The organism is Streptomyces canus, assembly GCF_001514145.1.
Lineage (GTDB): Bacteria > Actinomycetota > Actinomycetes > Streptomycetales > Streptomycetaceae > Streptomyces > Streptomyces canus.
The window spans coordinates 956,535-982,370 of record NZ_KQ948657.1; the positions used below are offsets into that span (position 1 = coordinate 956,535).

The 25,836-nt window shown below is 70.2% G+C and carries 28 protein-coding genes and 3 pseudogenes; 17 read left to right on the plus strand and 14 right to left on the minus strand.

Going from position 1 to position 25,836, the window contains the following annotated elements; all coding sequences use genetic code 11:
• Both AQJ46_RS09225 and AQJ46_RS09230 read right to left on the minus strand, forming a co-directional pair.
• Complete coding sequence (locus tag AQJ46_RS09225) at positions 1-1,047, minus strand: CU044_5270 family protein (protein WP_059205050.1); 1,047 nt, start codon at positions 1,045-1,047, stop codon at positions 1-3.
• Positions 1,044-1,682, minus strand: coding sequence for an RNA polymerase sigma factor (locus AQJ46_RS09230; protein ID WP_059205051.1), 639 nt, complete (start codon positions 1,680-1,682; stop codon positions 1,044-1,046). Before AQJ46_RS09230 ends, AQJ46_RS09225 begins: the two co-directional genes overlap by 4 nt.
• Before the next feature lie 145 nt (positions 1,683-1,827).
• Here AQJ46_RS09230 and AQJ46_RS09235 point away from each other — a divergent pair, with 145 nt between their 5' ends.
• From AQJ46_RS09235 to AQJ46_RS09250, 4 genes are all read left to right on the plus strand, one after another.
• Entirely contained in the window at positions 1,828-3,171 is a 1,344-nt protein-coding gene (locus tag AQJ46_RS09235; RefSeq protein WP_059205052.1) for an MFS transporter, read from the plus strand.
• Positions 3,168-4,541: an alpha/beta hydrolase family protein gene (locus AQJ46_RS09240; protein WP_059205053.1), complete on the plus strand. Its 1,374-nt coding sequence runs from the start codon at positions 3,168-3,170 to the stop codon at positions 4,539-4,541. Before AQJ46_RS09235 ends, AQJ46_RS09240 begins: the two co-directional genes overlap by 4 nt.
• A 62-nt stretch (positions 4,542-4,603) precedes the next feature.
• Positions 4,604-5,455, plus strand: coding sequence for a PaaX family transcriptional regulator (locus tag AQJ46_RS09245; RefSeq protein WP_225887276.1), 852 nt, complete (start codon positions 4,604-4,606; stop codon positions 5,453-5,455).
• Positions 5,456-5,531: 76 nt separating this feature from the next.
• A complete protein-coding gene (locus AQJ46_RS09250; protein ID WP_059205054.1) occupies positions 5,532-5,999 on the plus strand; it encodes a GNAT family N-acetyltransferase in 468 nt (155 codons plus the stop codon).
• Between the two features lie 3 nt (positions 6,000-6,002).
• On the opposite strand, the pseudogene AQJ46_RS51970 reads toward AQJ46_RS09250, so the two are convergent.
• Positions 6,003-6,875, minus strand: a pseudogene (locus AQJ46_RS51970) (IS5 family transposase).
• Between the two features lie 223 nt (positions 6,876-7,098).
• Here AQJ46_RS51970 and AQJ46_RS56150 point away from each other — a divergent pair.
• Entirely contained in the window at positions 7,099-7,266 is a 168-nt protein-coding gene (locus AQJ46_RS56150) for a hypothetical protein (RefSeq protein WP_167368197.1), read from the plus strand.
• Between the two features lie 96 nt (positions 7,267-7,362).
• Here AQJ46_RS56150 and AQJ46_RS09260 read toward each other — a convergent pair whose 3' ends face one another.
• Positions 7,363-8,004, minus strand: coding sequence for a helix-turn-helix domain-containing protein (locus AQJ46_RS09260; protein WP_059205055.1), 642 nt, complete (start codon positions 8,002-8,004; stop codon positions 7,363-7,365).
• Between the two features lie 46 nt (positions 8,005-8,050).
• On the opposite strand from AQJ46_RS09260, the gene AQJ46_RS09265 reads away from it, so the two are divergent.
• From AQJ46_RS09265 to AQJ46_RS57135, 5 genes are all read left to right on the plus strand, one after another.
• Positions 8,051-8,575: a GNAT family N-acetyltransferase gene (locus AQJ46_RS09265; RefSeq protein ID WP_059205056.1), complete on the plus strand. Its 525-nt coding sequence runs from the start codon at positions 8,051-8,053 to the stop codon at positions 8,573-8,575.
• Positions 8,572-9,825: an MFS transporter gene (locus tag AQJ46_RS09270; protein WP_225887277.1), complete on the plus strand. Its 1,254-nt coding sequence runs from the start codon at positions 8,572-8,574 to the stop codon at positions 9,823-9,825. The genes AQJ46_RS09265 and AQJ46_RS09270 overlap by 4 nt, the downstream gene beginning before the upstream one ends.
• A gap of 55 nt (positions 9,826-9,880) precedes the next feature.
• Positions 9,881-10,483, plus strand: coding sequence for an O-methyltransferase (locus AQJ46_RS09275; protein ID WP_059205058.1), 603 nt, complete (start codon positions 9,881-9,883; stop codon positions 10,481-10,483).
• A gap of 177 nt (positions 10,484-10,660) precedes the next feature.
• Positions 10,661-10,870 carry a hypothetical protein gene (locus tag AQJ46_RS09280; RefSeq protein WP_059205059.1) on the plus strand — a complete coding sequence of 70 codons (210 nt, stop codon included), beginning with the start codon at positions 10,661-10,663 and terminating at the stop codon, positions 10,868-10,870.
• A gap of 132 nt (positions 10,871-11,002) precedes the next feature.
• A complete protein-coding gene (locus AQJ46_RS57135; RefSeq protein WP_159064008.1) occupies positions 11,003-11,632 on the plus strand; it encodes a transposase in 630 nt (209 codons plus the stop codon).
• A gap of 79 nt (positions 11,633-11,711) precedes the next feature.
• On the opposite strand, the pseudogene AQJ46_RS57140 reads toward AQJ46_RS57135, so the two are convergent.
• A pseudogene (locus AQJ46_RS57140) lies at positions 11,712-12,008 on the minus strand (transposase); the annotation flags it as partial.
• Between the two features lie 48 nt (positions 12,009-12,056).
• A pseudogene (locus tag AQJ46_RS59010) lies at positions 12,057-12,497 on the minus strand (DUF3515 family protein); the annotation flags it as partial.
• A 112-nt stretch (positions 12,498-12,609) separates the two neighbouring features.
• On the opposite strand from AQJ46_RS59010, the gene AQJ46_RS09295 reads away from it, so the two are divergent.
• A complete protein-coding gene (locus tag AQJ46_RS09295; RefSeq protein ID WP_059205061.1) occupies positions 12,610-13,962 on the plus strand; it encodes a histidine-type phosphatase in 1,353 nt (450 codons plus the stop codon).
• 7 nt (positions 13,963-13,969) lie between these two features.
• Here AQJ46_RS09295 and AQJ46_RS09300 read toward each other — a convergent pair whose 3' ends face one another.
• The 6 genes from AQJ46_RS09300 to AQJ46_RS09325 all read right to left on the minus strand — a co-directional run bounded on the left by AQJ46_RS09300 (position 13,970) and on the right by AQJ46_RS09325 (position 20,354).
• Entirely contained in the window at positions 13,970-15,235 is a 1,266-nt protein-coding gene (locus AQJ46_RS09300) for an ArgE/DapE family deacylase (RefSeq protein ID WP_225887278.1), read from the minus strand.
• A 75-nt stretch (positions 15,236-15,310) separates the two neighbouring features.
• On the minus strand, positions 15,311-16,735 hold the full coding sequence (locus tag AQJ46_RS09305; RefSeq protein ID WP_059205063.1) for a sensor histidine kinase: 1,425 nt from the start codon (positions 16,733-16,735) through the stop codon (positions 15,311-15,313).
• Complete coding sequence (locus AQJ46_RS09310) at positions 16,736-17,461, minus strand: response regulator transcription factor (protein ID WP_208616896.1); 726 nt, start codon at positions 17,459-17,461, stop codon at positions 16,736-16,738. It lies immediately after the preceding gene.
• Between the two features lie 73 nt (positions 17,462-17,534).
• Positions 17,535-18,140: an FMN reductase gene (locus AQJ46_RS09315; protein ID WP_059205065.1), complete on the minus strand. Its 606-nt coding sequence runs from the start codon at positions 18,138-18,140 to the stop codon at positions 17,535-17,537.
• Entirely contained in the window at positions 18,137-19,228 is a 1,092-nt protein-coding gene (locus tag AQJ46_RS09320) for an LLM class flavin-dependent oxidoreductase (protein ID WP_059205066.1), read from the minus strand. The genes AQJ46_RS09315 and AQJ46_RS09320 overlap by 4 nt, the downstream gene beginning before the upstream one ends.
• Positions 19,229-19,757: 529 nt before the next feature.
• Positions 19,758-20,354, minus strand: a complete 597-nt coding sequence (locus AQJ46_RS09325; RefSeq protein ID WP_059205067.1) for a TIGR03086 family metal-binding protein — start codon at positions 20,352-20,354, stop codon at positions 19,758-19,760.
• A gap of 75 nt (positions 20,355-20,429) precedes the next feature.
• On the opposite strand from AQJ46_RS09325, the gene AQJ46_RS09330 reads away from it, so the two are divergent.
• From AQJ46_RS09330 to AQJ46_RS09340, 3 genes are all read left to right on the plus strand, one after another.
• The gene (locus AQJ46_RS09330; protein WP_059205068.1) at positions 20,430-21,245 is read left to right on the plus strand and encodes a helix-turn-helix domain-containing protein; all 816 of its coding nucleotides are present in this window, start codon (positions 20,430-20,432) and stop codon (positions 21,243-21,245) included.
• A gap of 104 nt (positions 21,246-21,349) precedes the next feature.
• Positions 21,350-21,688 carry a DoxX family protein gene (locus AQJ46_RS09335; RefSeq protein ID WP_059205069.1) on the plus strand — a complete coding sequence of 113 codons (339 nt, stop codon included), beginning with the start codon at positions 21,350-21,352 and terminating at the stop codon, positions 21,686-21,688.
• 34 nt (positions 21,689-21,722) lie between these two features.
• Positions 21,723-22,058: a YnfA family protein gene (locus AQJ46_RS09340; protein ID WP_059205070.1), complete on the plus strand. Its 336-nt coding sequence runs from the start codon at positions 21,723-21,725 to the stop codon at positions 22,056-22,058.
• A 10-nt stretch (positions 22,059-22,068) separates the two neighbouring features.
• On the opposite strand, the gene AQJ46_RS09345 is transcribed toward AQJ46_RS09340, so the two are convergent.
• On the minus strand, positions 22,069-22,506 hold the full coding sequence (locus AQJ46_RS09345) for an ester cyclase (RefSeq protein ID WP_059205071.1): 438 nt from the start codon (positions 22,504-22,506) through the stop codon (positions 22,069-22,071).
• Positions 22,507-22,641: 135 nt separating this feature from the next.
• Between AQJ46_RS09345 and AQJ46_RS09350 the strand changes: the two genes are divergently transcribed.
• The 3 genes from AQJ46_RS09350 (at position 22,642) to AQJ46_RS09355 (ending at position 24,533) form a co-directional block, all read left to right on the plus strand.
• Complete coding sequence (locus AQJ46_RS09350; protein ID WP_059205072.1) at positions 22,642-23,418, plus strand: SDR family NAD(P)-dependent oxidoreductase; 777 nt, start codon at positions 22,642-22,644, stop codon at positions 23,416-23,418.
• Entirely contained in the window at positions 23,415-23,540 is a 126-nt protein-coding gene (locus AQJ46_RS58420; RefSeq protein ID WP_263972861.1) for a hypothetical protein, read from the plus strand. Before AQJ46_RS09350 ends, AQJ46_RS58420 begins: the two co-directional genes overlap by 4 nt.
• A gap of 195 nt (positions 23,541-23,735) precedes the next feature.
• Positions 23,736-24,533, plus strand: a complete 798-nt coding sequence (locus AQJ46_RS09355) for an LAGLIDADG family homing endonuclease (protein ID WP_079072189.1) — start codon at positions 23,736-23,738, stop codon at positions 24,531-24,533.
• A gap of 40 nt (positions 24,534-24,573) precedes the next feature.
• On the opposite strand, the gene AQJ46_RS09360 is transcribed toward AQJ46_RS09355, so the two are convergent.
• Complete coding sequence (locus AQJ46_RS09360) at positions 24,574-25,767, minus strand: RtcB family protein (RefSeq protein WP_059205074.1); 1,194 nt, start codon at positions 25,765-25,767, stop codon at positions 24,574-24,576.
• Between the last annotated feature and the right edge of the window lie 69 nt (positions 25,768-25,836).

Here is a 25,836-nt window from a genome sequence, read left to right on the forward strand (position 1 = left end):
TCAGCCCGCCTGCCCCGGCACCTCCTTCATCTCGTTCACGACCGCCCGCTGGGTGATCGCGACGGTGAAGGTCACGGTCCCCTTCTTGAAGGTCTCGCTCGGCTCGACCTGCACATTGCGCTCGCCGAGGAACGCGTACGTCTTCTTGTCGAAGATCCACTCCGTGCGCTGCCCGCTCTGCTCGTCGAGCCGCGCGATGGCGACCCCGTGGCGCCCCACCGCGTCGACCGCGTCGTCCACCGCGACGACGCCGGGGATCTCGGCGGCGGCCTTGTAGAGCGCGGCGGTGAGGTTCGCGGGCGGGTAGCTCTCGGTCAGCAGTTCGCCGATGGCGACGAAGGCGGCCTGGTCGCGGGGGACTTCGGGATCCCTGTTGGCGTCCGACTCCTGGTAGACCTTCCGCAGCAGGGCCCCGGGCTCGGTGGGCAGCTGCGCGAGCCGGCGGTAGGCCGAGCTGGGCGCGTTCGGTCCGGCCAGGGTGATGCCGTCCTCGCTCGTGTTGCCCGGCTCGATCAGCCATCCGTTCCTGCCGTCGGGGGAGTCCCAGACCTGGCGGGAGTGCAGCTTCTCGCTGACCACCGTGGTCTTGTCGTCGACCGTCTTCTCGTAGGTGCTGGCGACCTTGGACGCGATGTAGAGGAACTGGTCGTCGCGCACGGTGGGTTCGGAGGTGTCGGCGGCGGCCAGGGAGATGTGGTCGAGCAGGCGGTCGGCGCCCCGGGCGTCGGCGGCGCCGATCCGGGTCGTCAGGGCGGGCCCGGTGGCCAGGGAGGCGTTCGCGTCATCGCCGCCGGTCAGGGCGAGGCCGCCCACGACCGCGCCGGCCAGGGCGCAGGCCATCGCGGGCAGCAGGACCGCCCGGCGCAGGAACGGGTTGCGGCGTACGGGGGCGACAGCCGTGGTACGGAGGTCTTCGCGGATCTGGACCATCATCTGCTCCTTGTGGAACTGGTGGCGGCCCGCCGGCAGATCCCGCTCCACGGAGGGCAGAAGACCCTGGGTCTCCGTCCACTCGGCCGGGTGCGGCTGGGAGGGGCTGGCGTTCATCGGTTTCCTTCCTGTGCGGACCGGATCACGTAGTCGCGATCACCTGTTATCTGCCGGTTCGATGGGGTGAGTTCCCGTCTTTTTCTTGCCAGTTCGACCTCGGCGAGCTTGCGCAGCCTGCCGCGCGCCCGGGACAGCCGGGAGCGGACGGTGCCGACGGGGATGCCGAGGGCGCGGGCGGCGTCGGCGTACTCCAGCCCCTCCCACAGACACAGCACCAGGACCTCGCGTTCGGGGCGCCTCAGGGAGCCGAGCGCGGTCAGTGTGGCGGCGATCCGGCGCCGGTCGTCCACCCGCCCGGCGGCCTCCTCGGCATGGTCGGCGACCTCGGCCACCCCCGCCGCGGCCGCCGCGCCGGCCGCGGCCCGGTAGCGCCTGTTGCTGCGGTAGTGGGACCGGGAGACGTTCGTGGCGATGCCGAGCAGCCAGGGCCGCAGCGAGCCCCCGTCGGCCTCGATCGACGTCCGGCGCCGCCAGGCCTCCATGAACGTCGCCGACATGACGTCCTCGGCCACGGACCAGTCGGCGGTCAGCCGGAAGGCGTGGTTGTACACCGAGCGGGCGCACTGGTCGTAGAGCTCCGCGAAGGCGTCCGGATCCCCGGCCCGTATCCGGGTTCGCATATCTGTGGTCACGCACTCAACTGCCCGACGGGATCATCGAGTTCCAGTGACCCCTGTCACACCCCTGTCAATCCTGTCAATGTTGTGCACTTTCTTGACGACAGTCATCAGAAAGCCTAATTTCGCGGTGTCCTTCCCCCGCTCAAGGGAGAGCGCGATGTCCCCGTCCCCCACCGCATCAGAACGCACCCGTCAACTCCGACGGGTCGCCCTGTCCGGCCTGCTCGGCACCGCCGTGGAGTTCTACGACTTCCTCGTCTACGGCACCGTCGCCGCACTCGTCTTCGGTGAACTGTTCTTCCCCGGCGCCGACCCCGCCGTGGGCACGATCGCCGCGTTCGGCACCTTCGCCGCCGGATATGTGGCCCGCCCGATCGGCGGCATCGTCTTCGGGCACTTCGGCGACCGCCTCGGCCGCAAGAACATGCTGCTGCTCACCATGGGCCTGATGGGCGGCGCCAGCTTCCTCATCGGCCTGCTGCCCACGTACGACACCATCGGCGTCTGGGCACCGGTCCTGCTGATCACCCTGCGGGTGGTCCAGGGCATCGCCATCGGTGGTGAGTGGGGCGGCGCCACGCTCATGGTCGTCGAGCACGCGGGCGAGAAGCGCCGCGGCCTGTGGTCCAGCTTCACCCAGATGGGAGCCCCGCTCGGCTCCCTGATCTCCGCCACCGTCGTCGCCCTGGTCTCCACCCTCCCCAAGGACCAGTTCGCGGCCTGGGGCTGGCGCGTGCCGTTCCTGCTGAGCGTGCTGCTGCTCGGCGTCGGCCTGTTCGTCCGTCTCAAGGTGGTCGAGAGCCCGCTGTTCGCCGAGGTGAAGAAGGACCGCGCCGAGTCGAGGCTCCCCATCCTCGACGTCCTGCGCCGCCCGCGCCCGGTGCTGCTGGCCTGCGGTGTCGGCATCGGCGCCTTCACCGCCCAGTCCCTGCTGACCAGTTACCTGATCGCGTACGCCACCGGCATCGGCTATCCCCGCCCGCAGGTGCTCACCGCGCTCACCGTCTCCGCCGCGGTCGCCCTGGTGGTCCTGCCCTGCGCCTCCGCGCTCTCCGACCGGATCGGCCGCCGCCCGGTCGTCCTCACCGGCGCGATCCTGTCCGCCGCCACCGCCTTCCCCGTCCTCGCGCTGATCGACTCCAAGTCGTCCGGAGCGCTGATCCTGGCCGTCGTCATCGGCCACGGCATCTCCCAGTCGCTGATGTACGGCCCGCTGGGCGCCCTGTTCAGCGAGATGTTCGGCACCAAGGTCCGCTACACCGGCGCCTCGCTCGGTTACCAGGGCGCGACCCTCGTCGGCGCCGGCTTCTCCCCGATGATCGCCGGAAGTCTGGTCGCGAGCAGCGGAAACGGCACCCCCGTCGCCCTCCTCCTCTGCGGAGGCTCACTGATCACCGCGCTGACGGTGTGGTTCGTCCGCGAGACGAGCCGTACATCGCTCGGCGAGGACCCCGCTTCCCAACTCCCCACCACCCCCCACACGGAGGAGATCACCGCATGAGGCACAGCACCCGCATCGCCTGCGCAGCGGCCCTACTGCTCACCCTCACCACCGCACCGGCGGCCACGGCGACCGCCGACACGGGCACCACGCATGTGGACGGCCAACTCCCCTCCGGGGCCACGTACATGATGGACGTCCCCACCACCTGGAACGGCACCGTCCTCCTCTTCAGCCACGGCTACAACGCAGGCCCGGCGAACCCCGCCCAGGACGCCCCGGACGCCGCCACCAAGGCGCTTCTCCTCCAGCAGGGTTACGCCCTCATCGGCTCCTCGTACGCCAGCACCGGCTGGGCGGTGACGGACGCGGTCCCCGACCAGATGGCCACCCTGACCGCCTTCACCGACCGCTTCGGCCAGGCCTCCCGCACCCTCGCCTGGGGACGGTCGTACGGCGGCCTGGTCACCACCGCGATCGCCGAGCGCCACCCGGACGACATCGACGGCTCGCTCTCCATGTGCGGCCTGGTCCACGGCGGCGTGGCCAACTGGAACAACACCCTGGACCCGGTGTTCGCCCTCAAGACGCTCCTGGGCTCCGACGTCCCCCTGGTGAACCTCCCGACGCAGCAGGCGGCCACCGACGCCGCGAACACCCTGACCGCCACGGTGGACTCCGCCCAGACGACGGCCGAGGGCCGGGCCCGTATCGCCCTCGCCGCAGCCCTCCACAACATCCCGGTCTGGAACGCCCCCACCCAGACCCGCCCCGCCGCGACCGACTGGGACGCCCAGCAGGCCAACCAGTACGACGCCGTCAAGGGCCTGCTGAAGATCGCCGCCTTCAACCGGCGCCAGGAGGCCGAGGTCCGGGCGGGCGGCAACATGTCCTGGAACACCGGCGTCGACTACAGGCGACTGCTCGGCCAGTCCTCCGTCCGCAAGGAGGTCACCGAGCTCTACAAGAAGGCCGGCCTCTCCCTGAACAAGGACCTGGCGGCCCTCAACCGCGCCCCGCGCGTCAAGGCCGACCGGAACGCCGTCGCCTGGATGAGCACCACAAGCAGCTTCACCGGCAAGCTGACCAAGCCCCAACTCACCATCCACACCATCGGCGACCCCTTGGTCCCCGTCCAGACGGAGAGCGCCCTGCGCCGCGCGGTCACCGCGGCCGGTTCCTCTTCCCTCCTCCGCCAGGCGTACGTCGACAACGCCGGCCACTGCACCTTCAGCCCCGCCGAACAACTGGCCGCGCTCCACACCCTGGAGGACCGCCTGACCACCGGCAGCTGGCAGGGCACCGACCCGGCGTCCCTCAACGCCCGCGCCACCGCGGCCGACCCCACCACCCCCACCCGCTACGTCTCGTACCGCCCCACCCCCTACCTCCGCCCGTACGACCTCGCGCACCCCGCCGACCGCCGGTGACCTCCCACGACCTTCCACGACCGCCCGCCGTACCGTCGGCGGGCGGCCGTACCCTTGCCCCCGTGGAGGACGACGACATCCTGGACACCGCGGACGGGCCGCAGCCGCGCCCGCAGTCGCTCATGCTCACCTTCTTCGGCAACCACGTCCTGGAGGAGGGGGACCTGGGCGTCTACTCGGGCAGCATCATCGACGTCCTGGGCCGCGTGGGCGTGGGCGAGCAGGCCGTACGTTCCACCCTCACCCGCATGGTCAACCGGGGCCTGCTCCAGCGTCAGCGCGAGGGCCGCAAGATGTTCTTCGGCCTGACCCCGCAGGCCACCCGGGTCCTGATCGACGGCCGCACCCGCATCTGGAAGCAGGGCGCTGTCAACGACGACTGGGACGGCTCCTGGACCCTGCTCGGCTTCTCCCTGCCCGACTCCTGGAAACGCCAGCGCCACGACCTGCGCTCACGGCTCACCTGGTCGGGATTCGGGGCCCTGTACAGCGGCCTGTGGATCGCCCCCGGCCACGTGGACGTCTCCGCGGTCGTCACCGAGCTCGGCCTCACGGCCCACGTCAAGATCTTCCACGCCCAGGCCTCGGAGGTGACCGACATCGAGCGGATGATCCGCGAGACCTGGGACCTGGAGTCCATCGCCGCCCGCTATGTCACCTTCGACAAGCGCTGGAGCGCCCACCTGGGCAACGGCGCCGACGACGACCCCATCGGCACCCGACTGCGCCTGGTCAGCGAGTGGCTCCGGACCATCCGCACGGACCCGAGACTCCCGGCCCGCCACCTCCCCCCGGCCTGGCCGGCCCGCCCCGCCCAGGAGGCCTTCCACCGGGTCGCGGAACAGACCCACCCGGCACTGGAGGCGGCCCGGGCCGCACTGGAGACGACCCCCCTGCGCCCGCGGTCCGCCTAGGCCGTGTTGTGCAAGTGGATCAAGGCCTTGAGTAATCGCGTGCCGTGGAGTCGGACGGACTGACATACTCCCCGCCGTGACGACTGACCATGGCTCCGGCCCGACTCTGACCATCGGCGAGCGCGACACCGATCTAAACGACCGACTGACCGAGGAATTGGTCGCCTTCAACACGGTGGCCACAGGTGCGGCTGACCGCGGAACGTTCTCGATCAAGGTCACCGATGAAGCAGGTGAACTGGTCGGCGGGCTGGCCGCATGGACGTGGGGCGGCCTCTGCGGCATGGAACTGCTGTGGGTTCGCGAGGGCAGCCGCAAGGACGGGTGGGGTAGCAGGATCCTGCAGGCAGCTGAGACAGAGGCACGGCGACGCGGTTGCGATCGCGTCGCCGTCTCCTCTTTCACCTTCCAGGCCCCCGACTTCTACCAGCGCCACGGCTACGCCGAGACCGGTCGTACGCTGGGTATCCCCGGAGGGCACGCGGACGTGCACCTGTTCAAGTCACTGACCGATTCGACGCCGCCGCGCCAGTCGCAGGCGTGATAGTCACAGCCATTCGTTGATGGCCGCGACCAGCACCGTCGCTTCGTAGCGGACCGCGAGTTTCTCGTATCTCGTGGCCACGGCCCGGTGGCGCTTGAGCCGGTTGATGCCGCACTCCACCGCGTGGCGCTCCTTGTAGTCGTCCTTGTCGAACTTGGGCGGCCGGCCACCGCGGACCCCGAGTTTCTTGCGGTTGCGGACCTGGTCGGCCTTCTCCGGGATCGTGCAGCCAATCCCGTGTCTGCGCAGGTAGGCCCGGTTCGCGCGGGAGCCGTACGCCCTGTCCGCGCGGACCCTGTCCGGCTTGGTCCGTGGCCGGCCCGGGCCCATGCGGGGCACCCGGATACCCCCCCCCCAGGACCGGCAGGAACTGCGGGCTGTCGTGCCGCTGCCCGGCGGTGACCAGCAGCGACAGAGGCATTTGGCCCTGCTCCACGGCCAGGTGCAGCTTGGTGGTCAACCCGCCGCGCGACCGCCCGGGCCGTGGTCATCGGGCTCGGTGAACATGCCGCCGGGAGGCTCCTTCTGCTGTGCCCCTTTTTACGCGCACCGGCAGCGTGCTGGTGAGCCCGAGCGACCGTGGGGTCTCACATTCCATGTGATCAAGCCTTTCGCGTCGGCCTCGGCCTGCAGCTGCACGAAGATCCGCTTCCAGGTACCGTCCCGTTGCCAGCGTCGGAACAGGTCGTAGACCAGGTCCCAGGGCCCATACCGTTCGGGCACGTCCCGCCAGGGAGCACCGGTCCGGGTCCGCCACCTTATGCCGTCGATCAACTGCCTACGCGTCCACGTCGGTGGCCGGCCCGGCTTCTTGCCATGCGGCAACAACGGCTTCAGCTGGGCCCACTGGCCGTCCGTCAGATCACCACGCCCCACGACCAGTGATCATCCAAGATGATGATCCACTTTCACAACAGGCCCTAGCGTTCGAGTCGTCGCGGGGCTCCGGGCGGCCAAGTTCTTTGAGCCATCCAACGGCGACAAGCTCACAGCCATACCCAGAGCCCCTGGGTCCGCCGATCTTACGAATGACCAGCTCAGACCCACGCTTGGAAGGTAGGACAAGCTCAGCGGCAGCGACTATCTCGAACTGCTGCCGGTGCGCTGGCAGGCCATCACCGAACGCGCCATCCGCATCGACCACCGCACCTACGACCACGATGTCATCGCCCCCTCCGCTGCCAGCCCTCGCCCGTCACCGCGCGCGGCGGCACATGTGGGGTTTCTCGTGGAGCGGGCGGCGATGAACGAACTCGCGCTCTCGTAGGGGAAGCCGAGAGGCAAGGTGCTGCGGCCCATCGACACCGGCGGCTTGCCGGACGCATGGCTCCGAGAGGAAATGGACCGGGGGCGGGAACCGAACTCAGTTACCGGACGCCGTTTGGTGGCCTGCGGCGTCCGGCACCCTGGGAGACGCGGCGGATCCGCGGCTGTGCGGCTGGGCTGCTCGGGGTCGCATGATGAGTGCGGCGATGTAGTAAGTGCACGGCTCAGGGCCGGGGTTGGCGTAGGCGTGGGTGACGTCGGCAGCGAAGTAGAGCGAGTCCCCGCCGCGCAGTTCCACCAGGCGGTCGGCGACGGTGAGTTGAAGGGTTCCGGATTCCACGACGACGAACTCATGGGATCCCGGGGCGTATGCCGGGAACTGTCCGGCGTCGCAGCCCGGCGGCAAGGTGGTTCGGATCCATTCGAAGTTCACGCCGGGCACGACCGGGGTGAGGATCGTGCGCCGCCACCCTCCGGGTTCGTCCACGGTCTCCTGGTCGGTGAGGCGGCGCACGATGACGCGGTTGTCGTCAGGCTGCGCGACCAGTTCGGTGAGAGGGACGCCGAGGCCGTCGGCGATGCGGGCAAGGACGACAACCGTGGGCGCCTTCTGGCCGCGCTCGACGGAGGACAGCATGCTCACGCTCACCTCGGCAGCTTCTGCCAGCTGCTGAAGGGTGAGGCCCCGAGTGTGCCGCAGCGCCTGCACATGCCCACCCAATGCCACCAGATCCATCATTCCTCTATAATAGCATCGACTTTCACTATAGAGAAATGAGCGCGCCGTGGCAGCCCCCGAGACGATCATCCGCCCCGCCACCCCCGCGGACCTGCCGGCCGTGGCCAAGATCTTCACGCACTACGTCAACCACACCCTGGCCACCTTCGAGGAAATCCCGCCGACCGTCGAGCAATGGCGTGGGCGGCTGGACGAGCTCACCGACCGGGGCCTTCCCTTCCTGGTCACCGAGTTGTCCGGCGAAGTGGCCGGGTACGCCTACGCCGGACCCTGGCGCCCCAAGCCGGCCTACCGCTACACCGTGGAGGACACGGTCTACATCGTCCCCGACCGAACCGGCAAGGGCCTGGGCGGCGCCCTGCTCGGCGCGCTGGTCACCGAGAGCACCCGGGCCGGTGTGCGGCAGATGATCGCGGTCATCGCAGACAACGGCAGCGGCGCTTCGGCCGCGCTGCACCGCCGCTTCGGCTTCACAGACGCGGGACTGCTGAAGCGCGTCGGCCGCAAGCACGGTCGCTGGATCGACACGCGACTCATGCAACGTGCCCTGGTCACGGGTGAGGAGGAGTGAATCGCGACACGCGCAGGGCTCCTGCGCCCCTTCCAGCACCCTCCGGACAGGCCGGCGCGCCCGGCATGCGCTCGGCCCTGGCCGCTCTGTGCGTTACCGAGCTCACCAGCTGGGGCATCCTCTATTACTCCTTCCCCGTGGCCCTGACCGCCCTGACGCGTGACACCGGCTGGTCGGCGACGGCGGCCATGGGCGCCTTCTCGGCAGGCCTGCTCACCAGCGTGGTGGCCGGCCCGCTGGTCGGTCGGCTCCTCGACCGGCACGGGCCTCACCGGGTGATGACCTGTGGGTCGTTCCTCGGGATCCTCGCGCTGCTGGCCGTGGCCGCCGCACCCCGTCTGTCGTGGTTCATCGCGGCATGGATGCTGGTGGGACTCGCCCAGTCGATGCTCCTGTACGCACCGGCCTTCGCTGCCCTGACCCGCTGGTACGGCCCCGACCGGATCCGCCCCCTGACGACGGTGTCACTGGTCGCCGGCCTGTCCAGCACCGTCTACGCGCCACTGACCGCCTTCCTCCTCGCCCAACTCGGCTGGCGTACCACCTATGTGGTGCTGGCCGTGGTGCTGGGCGTGGTCACCCTCCCTCTGCACCTCTTCTGCCTGACACCGCCCTGGCCCCCCGCCCCGCCCCGAACGCCGTCGCAGACCCCTCCCCGAACCCGCGAGGTGACCTCCAGCCGGGCGTTCTGGCTCCTGGCCGCCGCGATGGGCCTCGCCTCGCTCGGCCTCTACGCCGCGACCACCAATCTGGTCCCTCTGCTCATCAGCCGGGGGATCGGCACCACCACCGCCGCCACCGCACTCGGCCTGTGCGGCGCCGGCCAACTGCTCGGGCGGCTGGGCTACCCCGCACTGACCCGCAGGACCAGTCCCCGCGCCCGCACCGCGGTCGTACTGGCCACTGGAGCCGTCGCCGTCGCGGCACTCGCCTCGATCCCCGGCCCCGTCCTCCTGCTGATCGCGGCCACTGTCGCGGCCGGCGCCGTCCGCGGTACCTTCACGCTGCTCCAGGCCACCGCCGTCAGTGACCGCTGGGGACTCCACCGCTTCGCCACCCGCAACGCCCTGGCCACCACCCCGGCGGCCTTCGCCATCGCCCTCGCCCCGGCAACCGGCGCCCTGCTCGCCGGTCAAGTCGGCAGCTACTCCGGCGCGTTCTGGCTCCTGGCCGGAGTCGCCCTCATCGGCGCCGCGCTGGCCATGGGAACCACAGCCGGACTTCACGATCACTTCACGCAAGGGCCCTGACCGGTGGAGGATCAGACAATCAGTTGAGGACCAGGCGATCAGACAGGGAGTGCGCATGGCAGTCGGCGGAAACTCCGCGTATGCGGACGTTGGCGTGCTTCCACCGTTGGTTGATTCGGCGGTGGAGCTCGCGGCGAGCCTCGGTTTCGATCACTCCTGCGCCCCGGAGCAGGGTCAGCTCCTCTCGGTCCTCGCGCGCGGCTGGCGCGGCGGACGGATTGGTGAAACCGGCACCGGCTGCGGCGTCGGGCTGGCGTGGATGGTCGAGGCATCCGACCCGACCACGTCCTTTGTGAGCATCGAGCTCGACGAAGAACGGGCGTCGGCGGCAGCCGAGTTGTTCTCCGACCACGCACATGTACGCGTGGAGCATGGCGATTGGCGCGAACTCGTTGAGCACGGCCCGTTTGATCTCCTCGTCCTGGACGGCGGGGGCAAGGGCAAGGACCCGTCGGTCGACTCGCCGCTGGACCCAGCGGCGGGATGGCTGGCGGTCGGGGGGACCGTCGTGCTTGACGACTTCACTCCCGCTGATTCCCCCGGTGCCGCCGAGCATGATGCCGCGCGACGCCACTGGCTGGATCACCCGTTGCTCCATGCGACCGAAATCCGCCTGTCGCCGACATTGGCGACGATCGTCGCCGTGCGGATCCGATAGCCCAGCAGTTTCCTCACATCACCGGGACCGTCGTCCGTGCGCTCGCCGAGCGCGTGTCAGCGGACCGCGTCAGACCGCAGTTCCCTGGACCAGTCCAGCAGGTGCAGGCCGACGAGGACACCGTCCGCAAGGAACTACGATCGAGCCGCCAGGCCGCACCACCCGGCACGGTGCGAAATGATCACCGGCACGCGGGCCCGGCAGGTGAACGACCAGGAGGCGCAGGACTTCGGCATCTCCACCGAGCGGATCTGCCTGGAGATCGAGCACGTCTTCTACGACGCCGACGACGACGTCCTGCGGCACACCATGACCGTCGACTACAAAGGCCATCCGTACACAACGCGGTACCAGCCCACCCCCGAGGACCTCTCGCGCCGCGAGTAGCCGGCCAGGCTGATCAAAGGGGGCGGGTTAGACCCAATGCCGTGACTCTGTTGGTGATCTTGACTGGGTGGTGACGGCGGACGCTGGTGGTGGTTGGCTGGTCAGAGGCGGGGCGGCCTCGGTTGTGGGGCGGTGGACGGTGTCGATGCGTCCGGCAAGTTTCCAGCGGATTCCTCCGATGACGGTCCGTACTGCGTGGCGGCGTGTCCGAAGGGGATGCCGGTGATGCTGATGAGGGATCGGCTGGATGTGGTGTTCGCCGACGAGGACTTCACTCATCTGTATCCCTCCGATGGCCGACCGGGCTTCTCGCCGGGGCAGTTGGCGCTGGTGTCGGTGCTGCAGTTCGCGGAGAACCTCTCGGACCGGGCGGCGGCGGATGCGGTGCGCACGAGGATCGACTGGAAGTACGGACTTGGCCTTGAACTGGACGATCCGGGCTTCGACCACTCGGTACTCAGTGAGTTCCGGGCCCGGCTGGCCGAGGGCAGCCGGGCGGATCAGCTGCTTCAGTTGATGCTGGACCGCTTGGTGGCGGCCGGGCTGCTCAAGGGGCGGGGCCGACAGCGTACTGATGCCACTCATGTCCTGGCGGCGGTGCGGCGGTTGAGCCGGCTGGAGCTGGCGGGCGAGAGCGTGCGGGCTGCGCTGGAGGAGATCGCCGAAGACGATCCGGACTGGCTGGTGCCGCTGATCGAACCGGAGTGGGCCAAGCGGTACGGCCGGAAGGTCGAGACGGGAAAGTTGCGGGCGGCAAGGTAGCGGTGCGCGAGCGTGCCGAGGAGTTCGGCCGGGACGGGCAGAAACTCCTCACCGCGGTCTGGGCGGCTGACGCCCCACCCCGTCTGCGGTAGCAACGGGCGAGGCGGTGGAAGGCGTTCTGCCAGGCGTGGGTCCGTTCCACATGCCACCTCTGACTTGCCTGGATCGGTGCCTTCTCGCCCTTGTGCGCGATGCGGCCCTGCAATCCGCATTTGTGGAGACGGGCGCGGGTCTTGTCCGAGTCGTAGCCGGCGTCCAGGTGCACGGTGATGTCGTCGGGCAGCGGTCCCAGGTCGACCAGGCGGTCCAGGGTCGGGGCGAGCAGCGGGGAGTCGTGACGGTTCGCACCCGCCACCACACGACCTAAGAGGACGTCCCCGTCGCCGAGGCTCTTCGACTTCTGCGCGATCGGCTTCACCAGCCGGCCCATCTCCACCAGCACCGCGTCGACGGCGTCGACACGGGAGGAGATCTCGACCTCGACGGCGGGATCACGGCCGTAGGTGACGAGGACCTTGCTGCCGCCGCGCGAGCCCGCGTCCCGCCACACCCAGTCGACGTCGTCGATGTCGACGCACGCGTCGACCGTGGGCGCGGGAGGCGTGAGCCCGCACCGGAGCACCACGGCCCCGTCCCCCCAGACGCCGACCCCGGCGGTGGAGACGTCCTTGCGCCGCTGTCCGCCCAGCCGGTCCGGATAGTCGAGACGCCCGCAGGCGGGAGCGTCCGCGCGCGGCGCCGCCCGCACCCCGTAGTCCGGCGCGTTCACCTCGTGAACGACGAGAGCGGCGACCCCCGCCACCACCAGCCCCGCGACCACCTTGTACCGCGGTCGGACGGCCTTGTACCGCGACCGGAAACCCATGACCCCGCTCCCCCTGACCTGTGCCGCTCTTTGACCCTAGCCAGCCCTGCCAGAGGCCGGGCCGCCGCCCCGCGGCCACCCGTGATTCACGTCCCCCGCAAACGATGCGCACATGAGACGTGTCACCCCAGCCCTGGCCACCGCAGGCCTCGTATCCCTCCTCGCGGTCGCCGCGTTCCCCGCGCAGGCCGTTCCGGAGCACCGCAGCGACAGCACCGCTTCCGGGACGAAGGCCCCCTACGAGCCCCAGCAGAACCCCCGTACCTACCAGAAGGCCCCCGCCGGATTCGTCCCCGTCTTCACGGAGAACGTCTCCCGGCACGGCTCCCGCGCCGCGACCGACAGCGAGGACGGCGACCTGGTCCTCGCCCTCGCCGAGAAGGCCGGGGCGGCGAACGGACTCACCGCGAAGGGCCGCGCGTTCGGCCCGAAGGTCCGGGCCCTCCAGGCGGCCATGAGCGGTGTCGGCTACGGCGACCTCAGCGGCCGCGGCAAGCAGGAACTGCAGTCCACGGCGACCCGCCTGGCGCAGCGACTGCCGGGCCTCTTCGCCACGATCGCGAAGAAGGACGAGAAGATCGACGTGGTCAGCTCGGGCCAGGGCCGGGCCGTGGACAGCGCGAACATCTACGCCGGGACCCTCGCCGAAAGGGACCCGGAGCTCAAGCCCCTGATCGGCGCCACCCGCACGGACGTCGACCTGCTCTACTTCCACAAGGCCGCGGGCGGCAAGGCGTACCGCGACTACCTCGCGAACGACCAGCGCCTGGCGACCACCCTCAAGGCGATCACGGACCAGCCGCGGACCCACAGCGCGGCTCGCGACGTACTGAAGAAGCTCTTCCGTACGTCCTTCGTCGACACGCTCTCCGCCGACGACCAGGTGGCCGCGGCCCAGGCCGTCTACAACCTGTACGCCATCGCCCCGGCGATGCGCGAGGAGAGCCCGGGCGGCAAGGGCTGGGGCCTGGAGAGGTTCATCTCGAAGCGGGACGCGGACTGGTTCGGCTACCTCAGCGACGCCGAGGACTTCTACGAGAAGGGCCCCGGCTTCGCCGACAGCGACATCACCTACAAGATGGCGGGTGTCCTCCTCGACGACTTCTTCGAGAAGGTCGAGGCCAAGCGCGCCGGCACCAGCGACCTGGGCGCCGAACTCCGCTTCACCCACGCCGAGGAGATCATCCCGCTGGCCGCCCTGATGGGCCTCCCGGGCAGCACGCAGGGCGCGACGGCGTCGAAGCCGTACACGTACGCCACCAACGCCTGGCGGGGCGCGGCCGTGGCCCCGCTCGGCTCGAACATCCAGTGGGACGTGTTCCGCAAGGGCGGCACCTACCTGGTCCGCATGCTCTACAACGAGAAGGAGACGGCGTTCAAGGCGGGCTGCGAGCCGGTCTCGAAGGGCAGCAAGTTCTACGACCTGGACGAGCTGGAGCGCTGCTTCGGCAGGACGGCGAACTAGCCCCCCCCTACTTCGTCCCCACGGTCCGCAACACGGTCACCGCCAGGACCCGCGCCACGTCCACCACCTCCCGCACGGCCACGTGCTCCCGCGGGCTGTGCGCCACCCCGATGTCCCCGGGCCCGTACTGGAGGGCCGGGATCCCGGCCCCGGCGTACAACCGCAGATCACTCCCGTACGGCGCCCCGCGCTCCGGCAGGGCAGGGCCGCCCACCGCATCCGCGTGGGCGGCCCGGACGGCGTCCGGCAGGGGATGCCCGGCGGGCAGCCGCCCGCTGGCGAACTGCCCGCCGGGCCAGCTCACCGCCACGGGATGCTCCCGCAACCAGGGGTCAAGGGCGCACACCCGCGCCACGCACCGCTCGAACTCCGCCCGGGCCGCCGCCGGGTCCTCGCCCAGCCGCACCCCCAGCCGCCCCTCGGCGACCAGCAGGTCGGGCACACTGCTGGACCAGTCGCCGGAGCGCAGGATGCCCACGGAGAGGGCGTACGGAACGGGGTATGCGGCCATCAGGGGATGCGGCTCGCGGTTCCGCTCGGCCTCCAGCCGGGCCAGCGCCTGGTGCAACGGCACGTACGCGTCCAGGGCACTCACCCCCTCGTACCGCGAACTGGCGTGCGCCGCCTTGCCGTTGACGGTGAGCCGAAAGGTGAGCGCACCGGCGTTGGCCGTGATGAGGCTCCCGGCCGTGGGCTCCGCGATGACGCACACGTCACCGCCGTAGCCCCGCCGCAGGGTCCCGAAGGCCCCGAGTCCCCCGTCCTCCTCTCCCACGACGAAGTGCGCGGCGACCCGCCCCCGCAGCCGGACGCCGCTGTCCCGCAGGGCCGCGAGCACGGCCAGTTCCGCCGCCAGCCCGGCCTTCATGTCACAGGCACCGCGCCCGTGGACCAGGTCTCCCGTGACCCGGGGCACGAACGGGTCGCCCTCCCACGCGGCGAGGTCCCCGGGCGGTACGACGTCCACGTGCCCCTGCACCACGAACGTGGGCCCGTCCCCACCGTCCTGGGTCTGCCCGACCAGCCCCCACGCCTCGTCGCGCGGCGCCTCGGAGCCGGGGAAGCCGGGATCGGCCAGCAGGGCCGGCAGATCCATCGACCACAGGTCGACGTCGAGACCCGACGCACGGAGCCGGCCCGCCAGATGGTGCTGGATCTCCGACTCGGCGGGGCTCCCGGTCACGCTGGGGATCGCGATCAGCTCCAGCAGGGTCCGGGCGACCTCGGCCTCGTCAATGGCCGCGAGGACCGCGGCCTCCTCGTCACTGAGCACGTCGACGCCCCCACTCTCTCGGACAGGTGTGCCCATTCTGAGGGGCCGGTGCGGCGGGGCGCGGGCAGACCCGGCTCAACCGCCGGAGGCATCCCCGCCCACGGTGAACCCGATCACCGTCCCGCCCCCCTCCCGGGGAAACGCGAACGGCGCACCCCCGTGCGACAACGCCACCTCCCGCACGATCGACAACCCCAGCCCCGACCCGGGCAACGACCGCGCGTCCGCCGCCCGGTAGAACCGGTCGAAGACCCGCACCAGATCGGCGTCGGCGATCCCCGGCCCCCGGTCCAGCACCTCCACCCGCACCGGCCCAGCCACCGTGAACCCGGACACCGAGATCTCGATCGGAGCGGTCCCGTCCCGGTCGAACTTCGCCGCGTTCTCGACCAGGTTCGACAGGGCCCGCTGCAGCATCCCCGGCCGCCCGTCCGTCACCGTCGACCCACTGGCGTGCACCACGACGTCCCGCCCGTTCCGCCGCCGGGCCAGCCCCGCCACCTCCTCCGCGACATCGGCGAGGTCCACCCGCTGCGGCGGCTCGTTGTCCGACTGTCCGGCCGCGAGGTCGACCAGCTCGTTGACCAGATCGGTCAGCTCCCGTGCCTCCTGCGAGAGGTCGGCGACCAGCTCGTCGCGCGTGGCGGGCGGCAGCTCGTCGATCCGCCGCAGCAGCGAGATGTTCGTACGCAACGATGTGAGCGGTGTCCGAAGCTCGTGCCCCGCGTCCTGCACCAGCCGCCGCTGATCCTCCTCCGACTGCGCGAGCCGCCCCAGCATCCGGTCGAAGGCCCGCCCCAGCCGCCCCACCTCGTCGTAACCGGTGACCGGCACCTCGATCCCCAGCCGCCGGGTCCGGGCCACATCCTCCGCGGCGGACGTGAGGATCACCAGCCGCCGGGTGATCCGCCGGGCCAGCCACCACCCGAACAACCCGGCGCCCACCACGACCGCCACCATGAGCAGAAACGTCCGCTGCTGAAGCGCCCGCAACAGATCCTCGGTGTCGCTGAACTCCTGGGCGACCTGCACGGCGCCCCGCCCGCCACCCAGCGAGACCGTGGCGATCCGGTACACGTCGCTGCCGACCGAGACCTCCTTGTGCAGGACCATCCGCCCGGCCGCACCGGCGGCCGCGACCCGCCGGTCCCCGGAGATCACCGGCAGCCCGGGCCGCCCGGGATCGGCGACCGCCCCGGTGGGCCCCAGCACCTGCACGTCCGTACGAGCGGGCCGCACCAGGTCGTGCCCGGGCGCCGATGACGAGAAGTCGTCCGGTGTCATCCGGTGCTGGCTCACCTCGTCCCGCAGGTCCTGCACGACCTGGTCGAACACGGACTCCTGGTCCACCCGCACCAGCCGCGCGGCGGCGCTGTACGACAGCACACCGACCAGCACGGTCACCGCGGCCGTCACCGCGGCGAAGGACACCGCGAACGTGGTCCGCAGGGACAGCAACCGGGGCCGCGGCCGGGCCCACAGCCGAGCCAGCCGCCCCACTCAGTCCTCCCGGAGCACGTAACCCACGCCGCGCACCGTGTGGATCAGCTGCGGGGCGCCGGGCTCGTCGAGCTTGCGGCGCAGATAGCCGACGTAGACGGCGAGGTTCTTGGAGCCGGGCCCGAAGTCGTAGCCCCAGATGCGATCGTAGATCGTCGAATGATCAAGCACGATGCCCGCGTTGCGCACGAGGAGTTCGAGCAGCTCGAACTCGGTACGGGTCAGCTCCAGCTCGCGCGTCCCCCGCCAGGCCCGCCGCGCCTGGATGTCCATGCGCAGTCCCGCCGCCTCGATCCGCCCCTCGGGCAGGTCGGGCACCACGACCCGGGGAGCCGCGCCGACCGGGGCCATCCCGTCCGGGCTGGTCCGCCGCAGCAAGGCCCTCAGCCGGGCGAAGACCTCCTCGACGTCGAACGGCTTGACCACATAGTCGTCGGCGCCCGCGTCCAGACCGGCGATCCGGTCCTGGGTCTCCACGAGCGCCGTCAACATCAGGATCGGCGTCCGGTCGCCCTCGGCGCGCAGCACCCGGCAGACCTGCAGCCCGTCGATCCCGGGCATCATCACGTCGAGGACGAGCACGTCCGGCGGCGTCCTGTGGGCCTGCGCCAGCGCCTCGACGCCGTCGGCGACCGCGGTGACCTGGTAGCCCTCCAGGGTCAGGGCGCGCTCCAGGGCGTGACGGATGGCGCGGTCGTCTTCGGCGAGCAGCACATTTTGGGGCACACCCTCAGTGTGCCGTCCCGCCGAGTCGTACGACGTGATGAGCTGCTCACCTCGTGCCCTTCTTACTGCCCTCTCACCCCGTGGGACGCAACGCGGCGAGCTGCTCCTCGAACGGCACCACCGCCGAGAAGGAGTCGGCCCGGACCGCACGCGGCCCGCGCCCGACCGACAGTCCCGCCATCAGCGCGGCCAGCTCCCCGGCCGCCCGCTCGATCCGCCCGTCCAGCCCCTCGGCACCCCAGTCCTCCGACGCGGCGTAGACCCCGGTCGGCACGACGACGGCCTTCAGGTAGGCGAAGAGCGGCCGCAGCGCGTGCTCCAGCACCAGCGAATGCCGGGCCGAACCACCGGTCGCCGCGATCAGCACCGGCTTGCCCGCCAGGGCCTCCGGTTCGAGCACGTCGAAGAACGACTTGAAGAGTCCGCTGTACGACGCCGAGAACACCGGGGTCACCACGATCAGTCCGTCGGCCCCGGCCACCGCCTCCTGTGCGGCGGCCAGCGCGCGTCCCGGAAAGCCGTTCGTGAAGTTCTGCGCGATCTCCACGGCGAGTTCCCGCAACTCCACGACCTGCACGTCCACCTCGGCCGCGCGGCCCACGGCCGCGGCCAGCCGGTCTCCCAGCAGACGGGTGGACGACGGGACGCTCAGTCCCGCGGACACGACGACGAGCTTCATGCGACGACCTCCTTGTTCTGCTCCGCGGCCAGCAGGGACGCGTGGGTGGGAGCCTCCGGGACGTCCGCGGGCCGCCCTGCCGCGAACTCCTTGCGCAGCACCGGCACGACCTCCTCGCCGAGCAGGTCGAGCTGCTCCAGGACGGTCTTCAGGGGCAGTCCTGCGTGGTCGAGGAGGAACAGCTGGCGCTGGTAGTCCCCGGCGTACTCGCGGAACTTCAGCGTCTTCTCGATGACCTGCTCCGGGGAGCCGACGGTCAGCGGGGTCTGGTCGGTGAAGTCCTCCAGGGAGGGCCCGTGCCCGTACACCGGTGCGACGTCGAAGTAGGGCCGGAACTCCTTCACCGCGTCCTGGGAGTTGCGGCGCATGAACACCTGGCCGCCGAGGCCTACGATCGCCTGCTCCGCCGTCCCATGCCCGTAGTGGGCATACCGGGCCCGGTACAGCTCGACCATCCTCTTCGTGTGGTCGGCCGGCCAGAAGATGTTGTTGTGGAAGAACCCGTCGCCGTAGTAGGCGGCCTGCTCGGCGATCTCCGGGGAGCGGATGGAGCCGTGCCAGACGAACGGCGCGACCCCGTCCAGCGGCCGGGGCGTGGAGGTGAACCCCTGCAACGGCGTCCGGAACTTCCCCTCCCAGTTCACGACGTCCTCGCGCCACAGCCGGCGCAGCAGGGCGTAGTTCTCGATGGCGAGGTTGATGCCCTCGCGGATGTCCTGCCCGAACCAGGGGTAGACCGGTCCGGTGTTCCCGCGGCCCATCATGAGGTCGACCCGGCCGTCGGCCAGGTGCTGGAGCATCGCGAAGTCCTCGGCGATCTTCACCGGGTCGTTCGTGGTGATCAGCGTGGTCGAGGTGGAGAGGATCAGCTTCTCGGTCTGCGCGGCGATGTACCCGAGCATGGTGGTCGGCGACGACGGCACGAACGGCGGGTTGTGGTGCTCGCCGGTCGCGAAGACGTCGAGCCCGACCTCCTCGGCCTTCAGGGCGATCGCGACCATGGCCTTGATCCGCTCACGCTCACTCGGCGTACGGCCGGTCGTCGGGTCCGGCGTGACATCGCCGACGCTGAAGATCCCGAACTGCATGATCGCTCACCCTCCAGGTTGTTTACCGTTCAACTATAACCGCGTACCCGGAGAACGACACCCCACCCCGACCTATTCCCGAAGAGCACCCCACGGCCCGAGCACGACCGACGCCCTCGCCCTGCGGCCCCACCGACCCCGTCCCGCCGCCCCACCAGCACCGCAACCAGCCGCCCCGCCCTCGCCCCGCACCCCCGATCCCTGCGCGCCCTACGTGGCCAACGACCCGTGGTGGCGCGCCGTGCGGCCAACGGTCCGCTGTGGCGCGCGAGGTGGCGAACGGACCGTCGCAACGTGGGTGACTGCCACTCCCCAGGGGCGCGGGGAACTGCGCGACCAGCCCCCACCGGCCCGCAGCCGCTCGAACACCGCCCCGCTCTCACCCCCCATTCACCATCACCCCAACCCCCGAGCCGCCATCACTCCAACCGGCCGGCTCTCACAAACCCCAACCCCTCCGAACTCCTGGCCCCCGTCGCGCCACAACCCCGCACCCCCGTCTCCGTCCCCGCCCGAACCGGCCCGCCCCTCACCCCCAGCCCGGATCCCGCCCCGTCCCCGCCAGCAGCCGCTCGAACGCCGGCGCGTCCTCCGCCACCGGCACCGGCTCCCGGAACACCCCCATCTTCCTGGCCGTGGGCGCCAGTTGGGCCACCGCGGCCGTCAGCTCCGTCACGACCGCCTCGTCCGCCGGCCCGTACTCCTGTCCCGTCGCCCGTGCCAGGTCCCACACATGCACGGTCAGATCGAGCAGCGCCATCGCGCCGACCAGCCGCGCCGGCATGTCCATCGCCCCGGTCGTGCCCTCCTCGGCGCCGGGCGCGGACCAGGCCGACACCAGCCGGTCCGCCTCCCGCGTGAGCCGCTCCCGCCAGTCCGAGCCCTCGGCCACCCGGTCCGGCGTGACCTCGCCGAAGTCCGACGGCTCCTTCACGGCCAGCCGCTGGAACTGCACGATCACCTGGAAGACATGATTGACCAGCGCCTTCACGTCGTACTCCGCACAGGGCGTCGCAGCCCCGAGAGCCGCGTCCGGAATCCCCCGGAACACCGGAACCGCCCGTTCCCGGGCCATCCCCAGCAGCTCGCCCATGCCGTACGTCTTCTTCGCGAAGTTCGTGTCCATGCCCCGACCGTACGAAGGCCGCCGTCTCCTCTTCTTGAAGAAACGCGACGCCCTACCCGGACGTACGATCCCCTCATGGCCGCCCCCCGACGCGACACCCGCGGGATCGTCGACCCGGCCGGGCTGCTGACCCGGGTACGGTTCCGCCGCCACGAGCCCGCCGAGCCACTGCGCCGGTACATCGAGCGGTACTGGTTCATCGACTGGGACCTGCCCGAGCCCTACGCCTCCCACGTCGTCCCGCACCCCTCTGTCCACCTCACCTTCCAGCAGGAAGAGGGGTCGCCCTACGCCGAGCTGACAGGCATCCCCGGAGGCCTCTACACCAGGAAACTCACCGGCCGGGGCCGGGTCTGCGGGGTGAAGTTCCGCCCCGGCGGCTTCCGGCCGTACGCCCCCGAGCACCCGGTGTCCCACTGGACGGGCGAGACGCTCGCCGCCCGGGACGTGTTCCCGCAGATCACGACGGACACCGCCCGCGAGGTCGTGACCCCCGCCACCGATGAGGCCCGCCTCGCCGCACTCGACGCCTTCCTCCTGCCCCTCGCCCCGGCCGCCCCCGACCCGCAGGCCGACCTCGCCACGGCCCTCGTCGACCACGTCCACGACGACCGCACCGTCCGCCGCGTCGACGACTTCGCCCGCCCGGCGGGACTCTCGGTACGGGCACTGCAACGCCTCTTCTCCGCCTACGTCGGCGTGAGTCCGAAGTGGGTCATCCTCCGCTACCGCATCCACGAGGCCCTGGAGCTCGCCGGCACCCGCAGCGAGGTCGACTGGGCCACCCTCGCCGCCGACCTCGGCTACGCCGACCAGGCCCATCTGGTCCGGGACTTCACGGCGACGGTCGGGGTCCCGCCGACGGCGTACGCACAAGCGGCCGCGGGCTGACCCCGGGCACGGCTCCGAAAAAGTCCGGCCGGGCTGTCACACTCCCGCTCCGCCCCGGGTCAACCCCGTGAAACCGATGACCCGGAGCTCGAAGGAGCCACCTCATGTCCGTCGCCCACACCGTCGTCACCCTGCTCGCCGCCGCCATGGCGGGCTACTCCGGCACCGTCGTCCTCACCCGCGCCGGCTGGATCGTCAAGGCCCTCACCGACTACCGCGTCCCACGCGCCTGGTGGAACCTGCTCGGCGCGGCCAAGATCGCCGGAGCGGCAGGCCTCCTGGCCGGCCTCTTCGTCCCCTACGTCGGCCTCGCGGCCGGCATCGGCCTCGTCCTCTACTTCACCGGAGCCGCCGTGACCGTGGCCCGCGCCCACTGGTACACACACATCCCGTACCCGCTGGTCTACGCGGCCCCGGTGATCGCGGCCCTGGCCCTGACCTGACCCGTCAGGAGGAGTGCATGCGAGGCTGATCCCCATGCTCGTAGCCCGCTCCGCCGCCCTCTTCGTCGTCGCCGCCCTCTTCGAGATCGGCGGAGCCTGGCTGGTCTGGCAGGGCGTACGGGAGCACCGCGGCTGGATGTGGACCACGGGCGGCATCCTCGCCCTCGGCGCCTACGGTTTCGTCGCCACCTTCCAGCCCGACGCCCACTTCGGCCGCATCCTCGCCGCGTACGGCGGCATCTTCGTGGCCGGCTCGATCCTGTGGGGCATGGCGGCCGACGGCTACCGCCCGGACCGCTGGGACATCACGGGCGCCCTGATCTGCCTCGCGGGCATGGCAGTGATCATGTACGCGCCGCGGGGCGACTGAGCGGCCGTACTCAAGACGTCTCGTCGTCGGGCAGCAGCCCCAGCTGCCCCAGGAACTCCATCTCGTCGAAGTAGAGCCGGTAGTCCACGATCCGTCCGTCCTTCACCGTGGCGATGTCCACCCCGCGGATCCTGACCTCCTTCTGCGTCGCCGGGAGCGTCTCCCCGGTGGGCAGCTGGATCGGCCCGGTGTTGCGTCCGCTGAAGACGCCCTCGTCGATGGCCGTGTCCCCGGCCTCATAGGCGTGCAGCGACTCGAACGTGGCCTCGGGCACCGCCTCCGTCATCTGCCGCCAGTACTCGACGATGCCGGCGCGACCCCGGATCTCCCCCTCGTCGGGTGTCCGGGCGACCGCGTCCTCCGCGTACAGCTCGGCGATGACCTTCAGGTCCGGGTGCGTGGTGAGCGCATCGGTGAGCCGGTCCATGACCTCACGCGCTTCTCCCATGATCCACCTCCGTATGTCAGGGGATCACCCACCTCAAGTTTCGCACCGGCCCGCGATCCGGACCGCTCGGAGCCTCGGACTGCGGCCGACCTATCCTGGCGGGAGCCCGTACCCACGCACGACCGAGGAGCAGCCATGGCATCCGCCGCCCCGTCCCCCGCGTCCCGGATCGCGATCGTCACCGGGGCGAGCAGCGGAATCGGCGCGGCGACCGCACGGCAGCTCGCCACGGCCGGCTACCGCGTGGTCCTGACCGCCCGCCGCAAGGACCGTATCGAGGCGCTGGCGGAGGAGATCAACGCGGCGGGCCACCAGGCGACGGCCTACCAGCTGGACGTGACGGACCGGGCCGCGGTCGACGAGTTCGCCTCCGCCTTCAAGACGGTCGGCGTGCTCGTGAACAACGCCGGCGGAGCCCTCGGCGCCGACCCGGTCGCCACCGGCGATCCCGCCGACTGGCGCTCGATGTACGAGACGAACGTCATCGGCACCCTGAACCTCACCCAGGCCCTGCTCCCCAAGCTCGACGCGAGCGGCGACGGCACGGTCGTCGTCGTCTCCTCCACGGCGGGCCACGGCACCTACGAGGGCGGCGCCGGCTATGTCGCCGCCAAGCACGGCGCCCACGTCCTGGCGGAGACCCTCCGCCTGGAGATCGTCGGCCGCCCCATCCGCGTGATCGAGATCGCGCCCGGCATGGTCAGGACCGACGAGTTCGCCCTGACCCGCTTCGGCGGCGACCAGGAGAAGGCGGAGAAGGTCTACCAGGGCGTCGCGGAACCACTGACCGCCGACGACGTGGCCGACACCATCACCTGGGCGGTGACCCGCCCCAGCCACGTCAACGTCGACCTCCTGGTCCTGCGCCCCCGCGCCCAGGCGTCCAACACAAAGGTCCACCGAGAACTGTGACCCGCGACGAGAAGGACCCGCACGACGAACGCCAGATGTGGTGGTGGCTCGCCTACTTCCTCTTCGGCATCCACATCGTGGCCTTCGTCATGATCTACGCGGTGATGCACGCCCCGAAGTAAGTGGAAACTGGAGCGCGGTCACCCACAGGGATGAACCTCTTCGATCACCCGAACGCCCCTGAACTGGCGTCCTAGGCTCAAGCCACAACATCAACACGACGGCCCTCGTCCGGGCGGCAACCCGGCCGAGGGCCTGACCGACAAGGAAGTAGGCGCTTCCCTGTGGCTGAATGCGAGCCTAACGCTCCCCAGTTCATGGACCTGACGGTCCCCGAGTACGCGTACATGTTCGGCTTCTTGCAGGCGGACGGGCATCTCTATCAAGGTGCGGGCCAGAAAGGCCACCTGAGCGTCGAACTCAACAGCCGAGACATCGACTTGCTGTACCGGTTCAAGCATTTGACGCCCTACAACAGCAGCGTGACCGAGCGCACCCGGTCCACGAACTTCGCCGACAACCACAATTCAGCGGTGTGGACCCTGTGCTCCCTTGAGGCTCGCACGAAACTCAACAACCTCGGCTTGCCCCACGGCCGCAAGTCCCGGCTGATCGCCCCACCGAGGGTCGCCTTCTCCAAACGTGACTACTTGCGAGGGCTCATCGACGCCGACGGCTCGATTGGCCATGCGGGCCAGGGCGTCCCCTTCGTCTCCCTGACCACGTCGAGTACGGCCATCGCTGCCTATCTGTGCGCCTACGCAAGGGACATCACCGGCGCGGAGCGCACGGCGAACCGCAACACACGCGACGAGGTCTACAACCTCACCTACGAGAAAGAGGCTGCTCAGATCCTGGCGGCCGACCTGTACTACTCAGGCTGTCTGTCTCTTGGACGCAAGCAGGTGAAGGCCGATGCAGCCGCCTCCTGGACCCGCCCGTACGACATGCGAATCGTGCACTCACGGCGCTGGACGGCCTCCGAAGACCAGACGCTCCTTCAGTCCGACGACGTCGCGGAAGTGGCCGCAAAACTCGGACGCAGTGAGCAGAGCTGCCGTATGCGCCGATGGCGACTCCGCAACTGCCGCATGCTGATGCCGAACGATCAATGACGTGTGTGAGGCCTCCGGTGTCCACCGGGGGCCTCACACGTCAGCCCTTCACACAGACAACCTGCTTCAGCTTCGCCACGACCTCCACCAAGTCCCGCTGCTGGTCGATGACCTGGTCGATCGACTTGTAGGCACCCGGGATCTCGTCCACGACGCCGGAGTCCTTACGGCACTCCACGCCCCGCGTCTGCTCCTCCAGGTCCCGCGTCGAGAACCGCCGCTTGGCCGCGTTGCGGCTCATGCGCCGACCCGCGCCGTGCGAGGCCGAGTTGAAGGCCTTCTCGTTGCCGAGGCCCTTCACGATGTACGAACCCGTGCCCATGGAGCCCGGGATGATGCCGTACTCGCCGGAACCGGCCCGGATCGCGCCCTTGCGGGTCACGAGCAGGTCCATGCCGTCGTAACGCTCCTCGGCAACGTAGTTGTGGTGTGCGCTGATCTCCGGCTCGAAGACCGGCTTCGCCTTCTTGAACTCCTTGCGGACCACGTCCTTGAGGAGCGCCATCATGATCGTGCGGTTGTACTTGGCGTACTCCTGCGCCCAGAACAGGTCGTTTCGGTACGCCTCCATCTGCGGCGTCTGCGCGATGAAGACGGCGAGGTCGCGGTCGACCAGCCCCTGGTTGTGCGGAAGCTTCTGGGCCACGCCGATGTGGAACTCGGCGAGTTCCTTGCCGATGTTCCGGGAACCGGAATGCAGCATCAACCAGACAGAACCGTCCGTATCAGTGCATACCTCAACAAAGTGATTCCCGGATCCAAGCGTCCCCATCTGCTTCGCCGCCCGCTCCCCACGAAACTTCACCGCGTCAGCGACCCCATCGAACCGCCCCCAGAAGTCGTCCCACCCCGCAGTAGCCAACCCATGGAACCGCCCCGGCTCGACGGGACTGTCATGCATCCCCCGCCCCACCGGAATCGCCTGCTCGATCTTCGACCGCAGCCGGGACAGATCCCCCGGCAGATCGTTCGCCGTCAGAGACGTCTTCACCGCCGACATCCCGCAGCCGATGTCCACACCCACCGCCGCCGGGCACACCGCACCCTGCATGGCGATCACGGACCCGACCGTCGCGCCCTTGCCGTAGTGGACGTCCGGCATCACCGCGAGACCCTTGATCCACGGCAGGGTCGCGACGTTGCGCAGCTGCTGCAGGGCCACGTCCTCGACCGTCGCCGGGTCGGTCCACATACGGATCGGAACCTTGGCGCCCGGCATCTCCACGTACGACATATCGTCCTCATTCCCCCGGAAAGCAAACAGAAGTCTTGAAGCGCAAAACCGGTGCCAAGGTCGACGAAT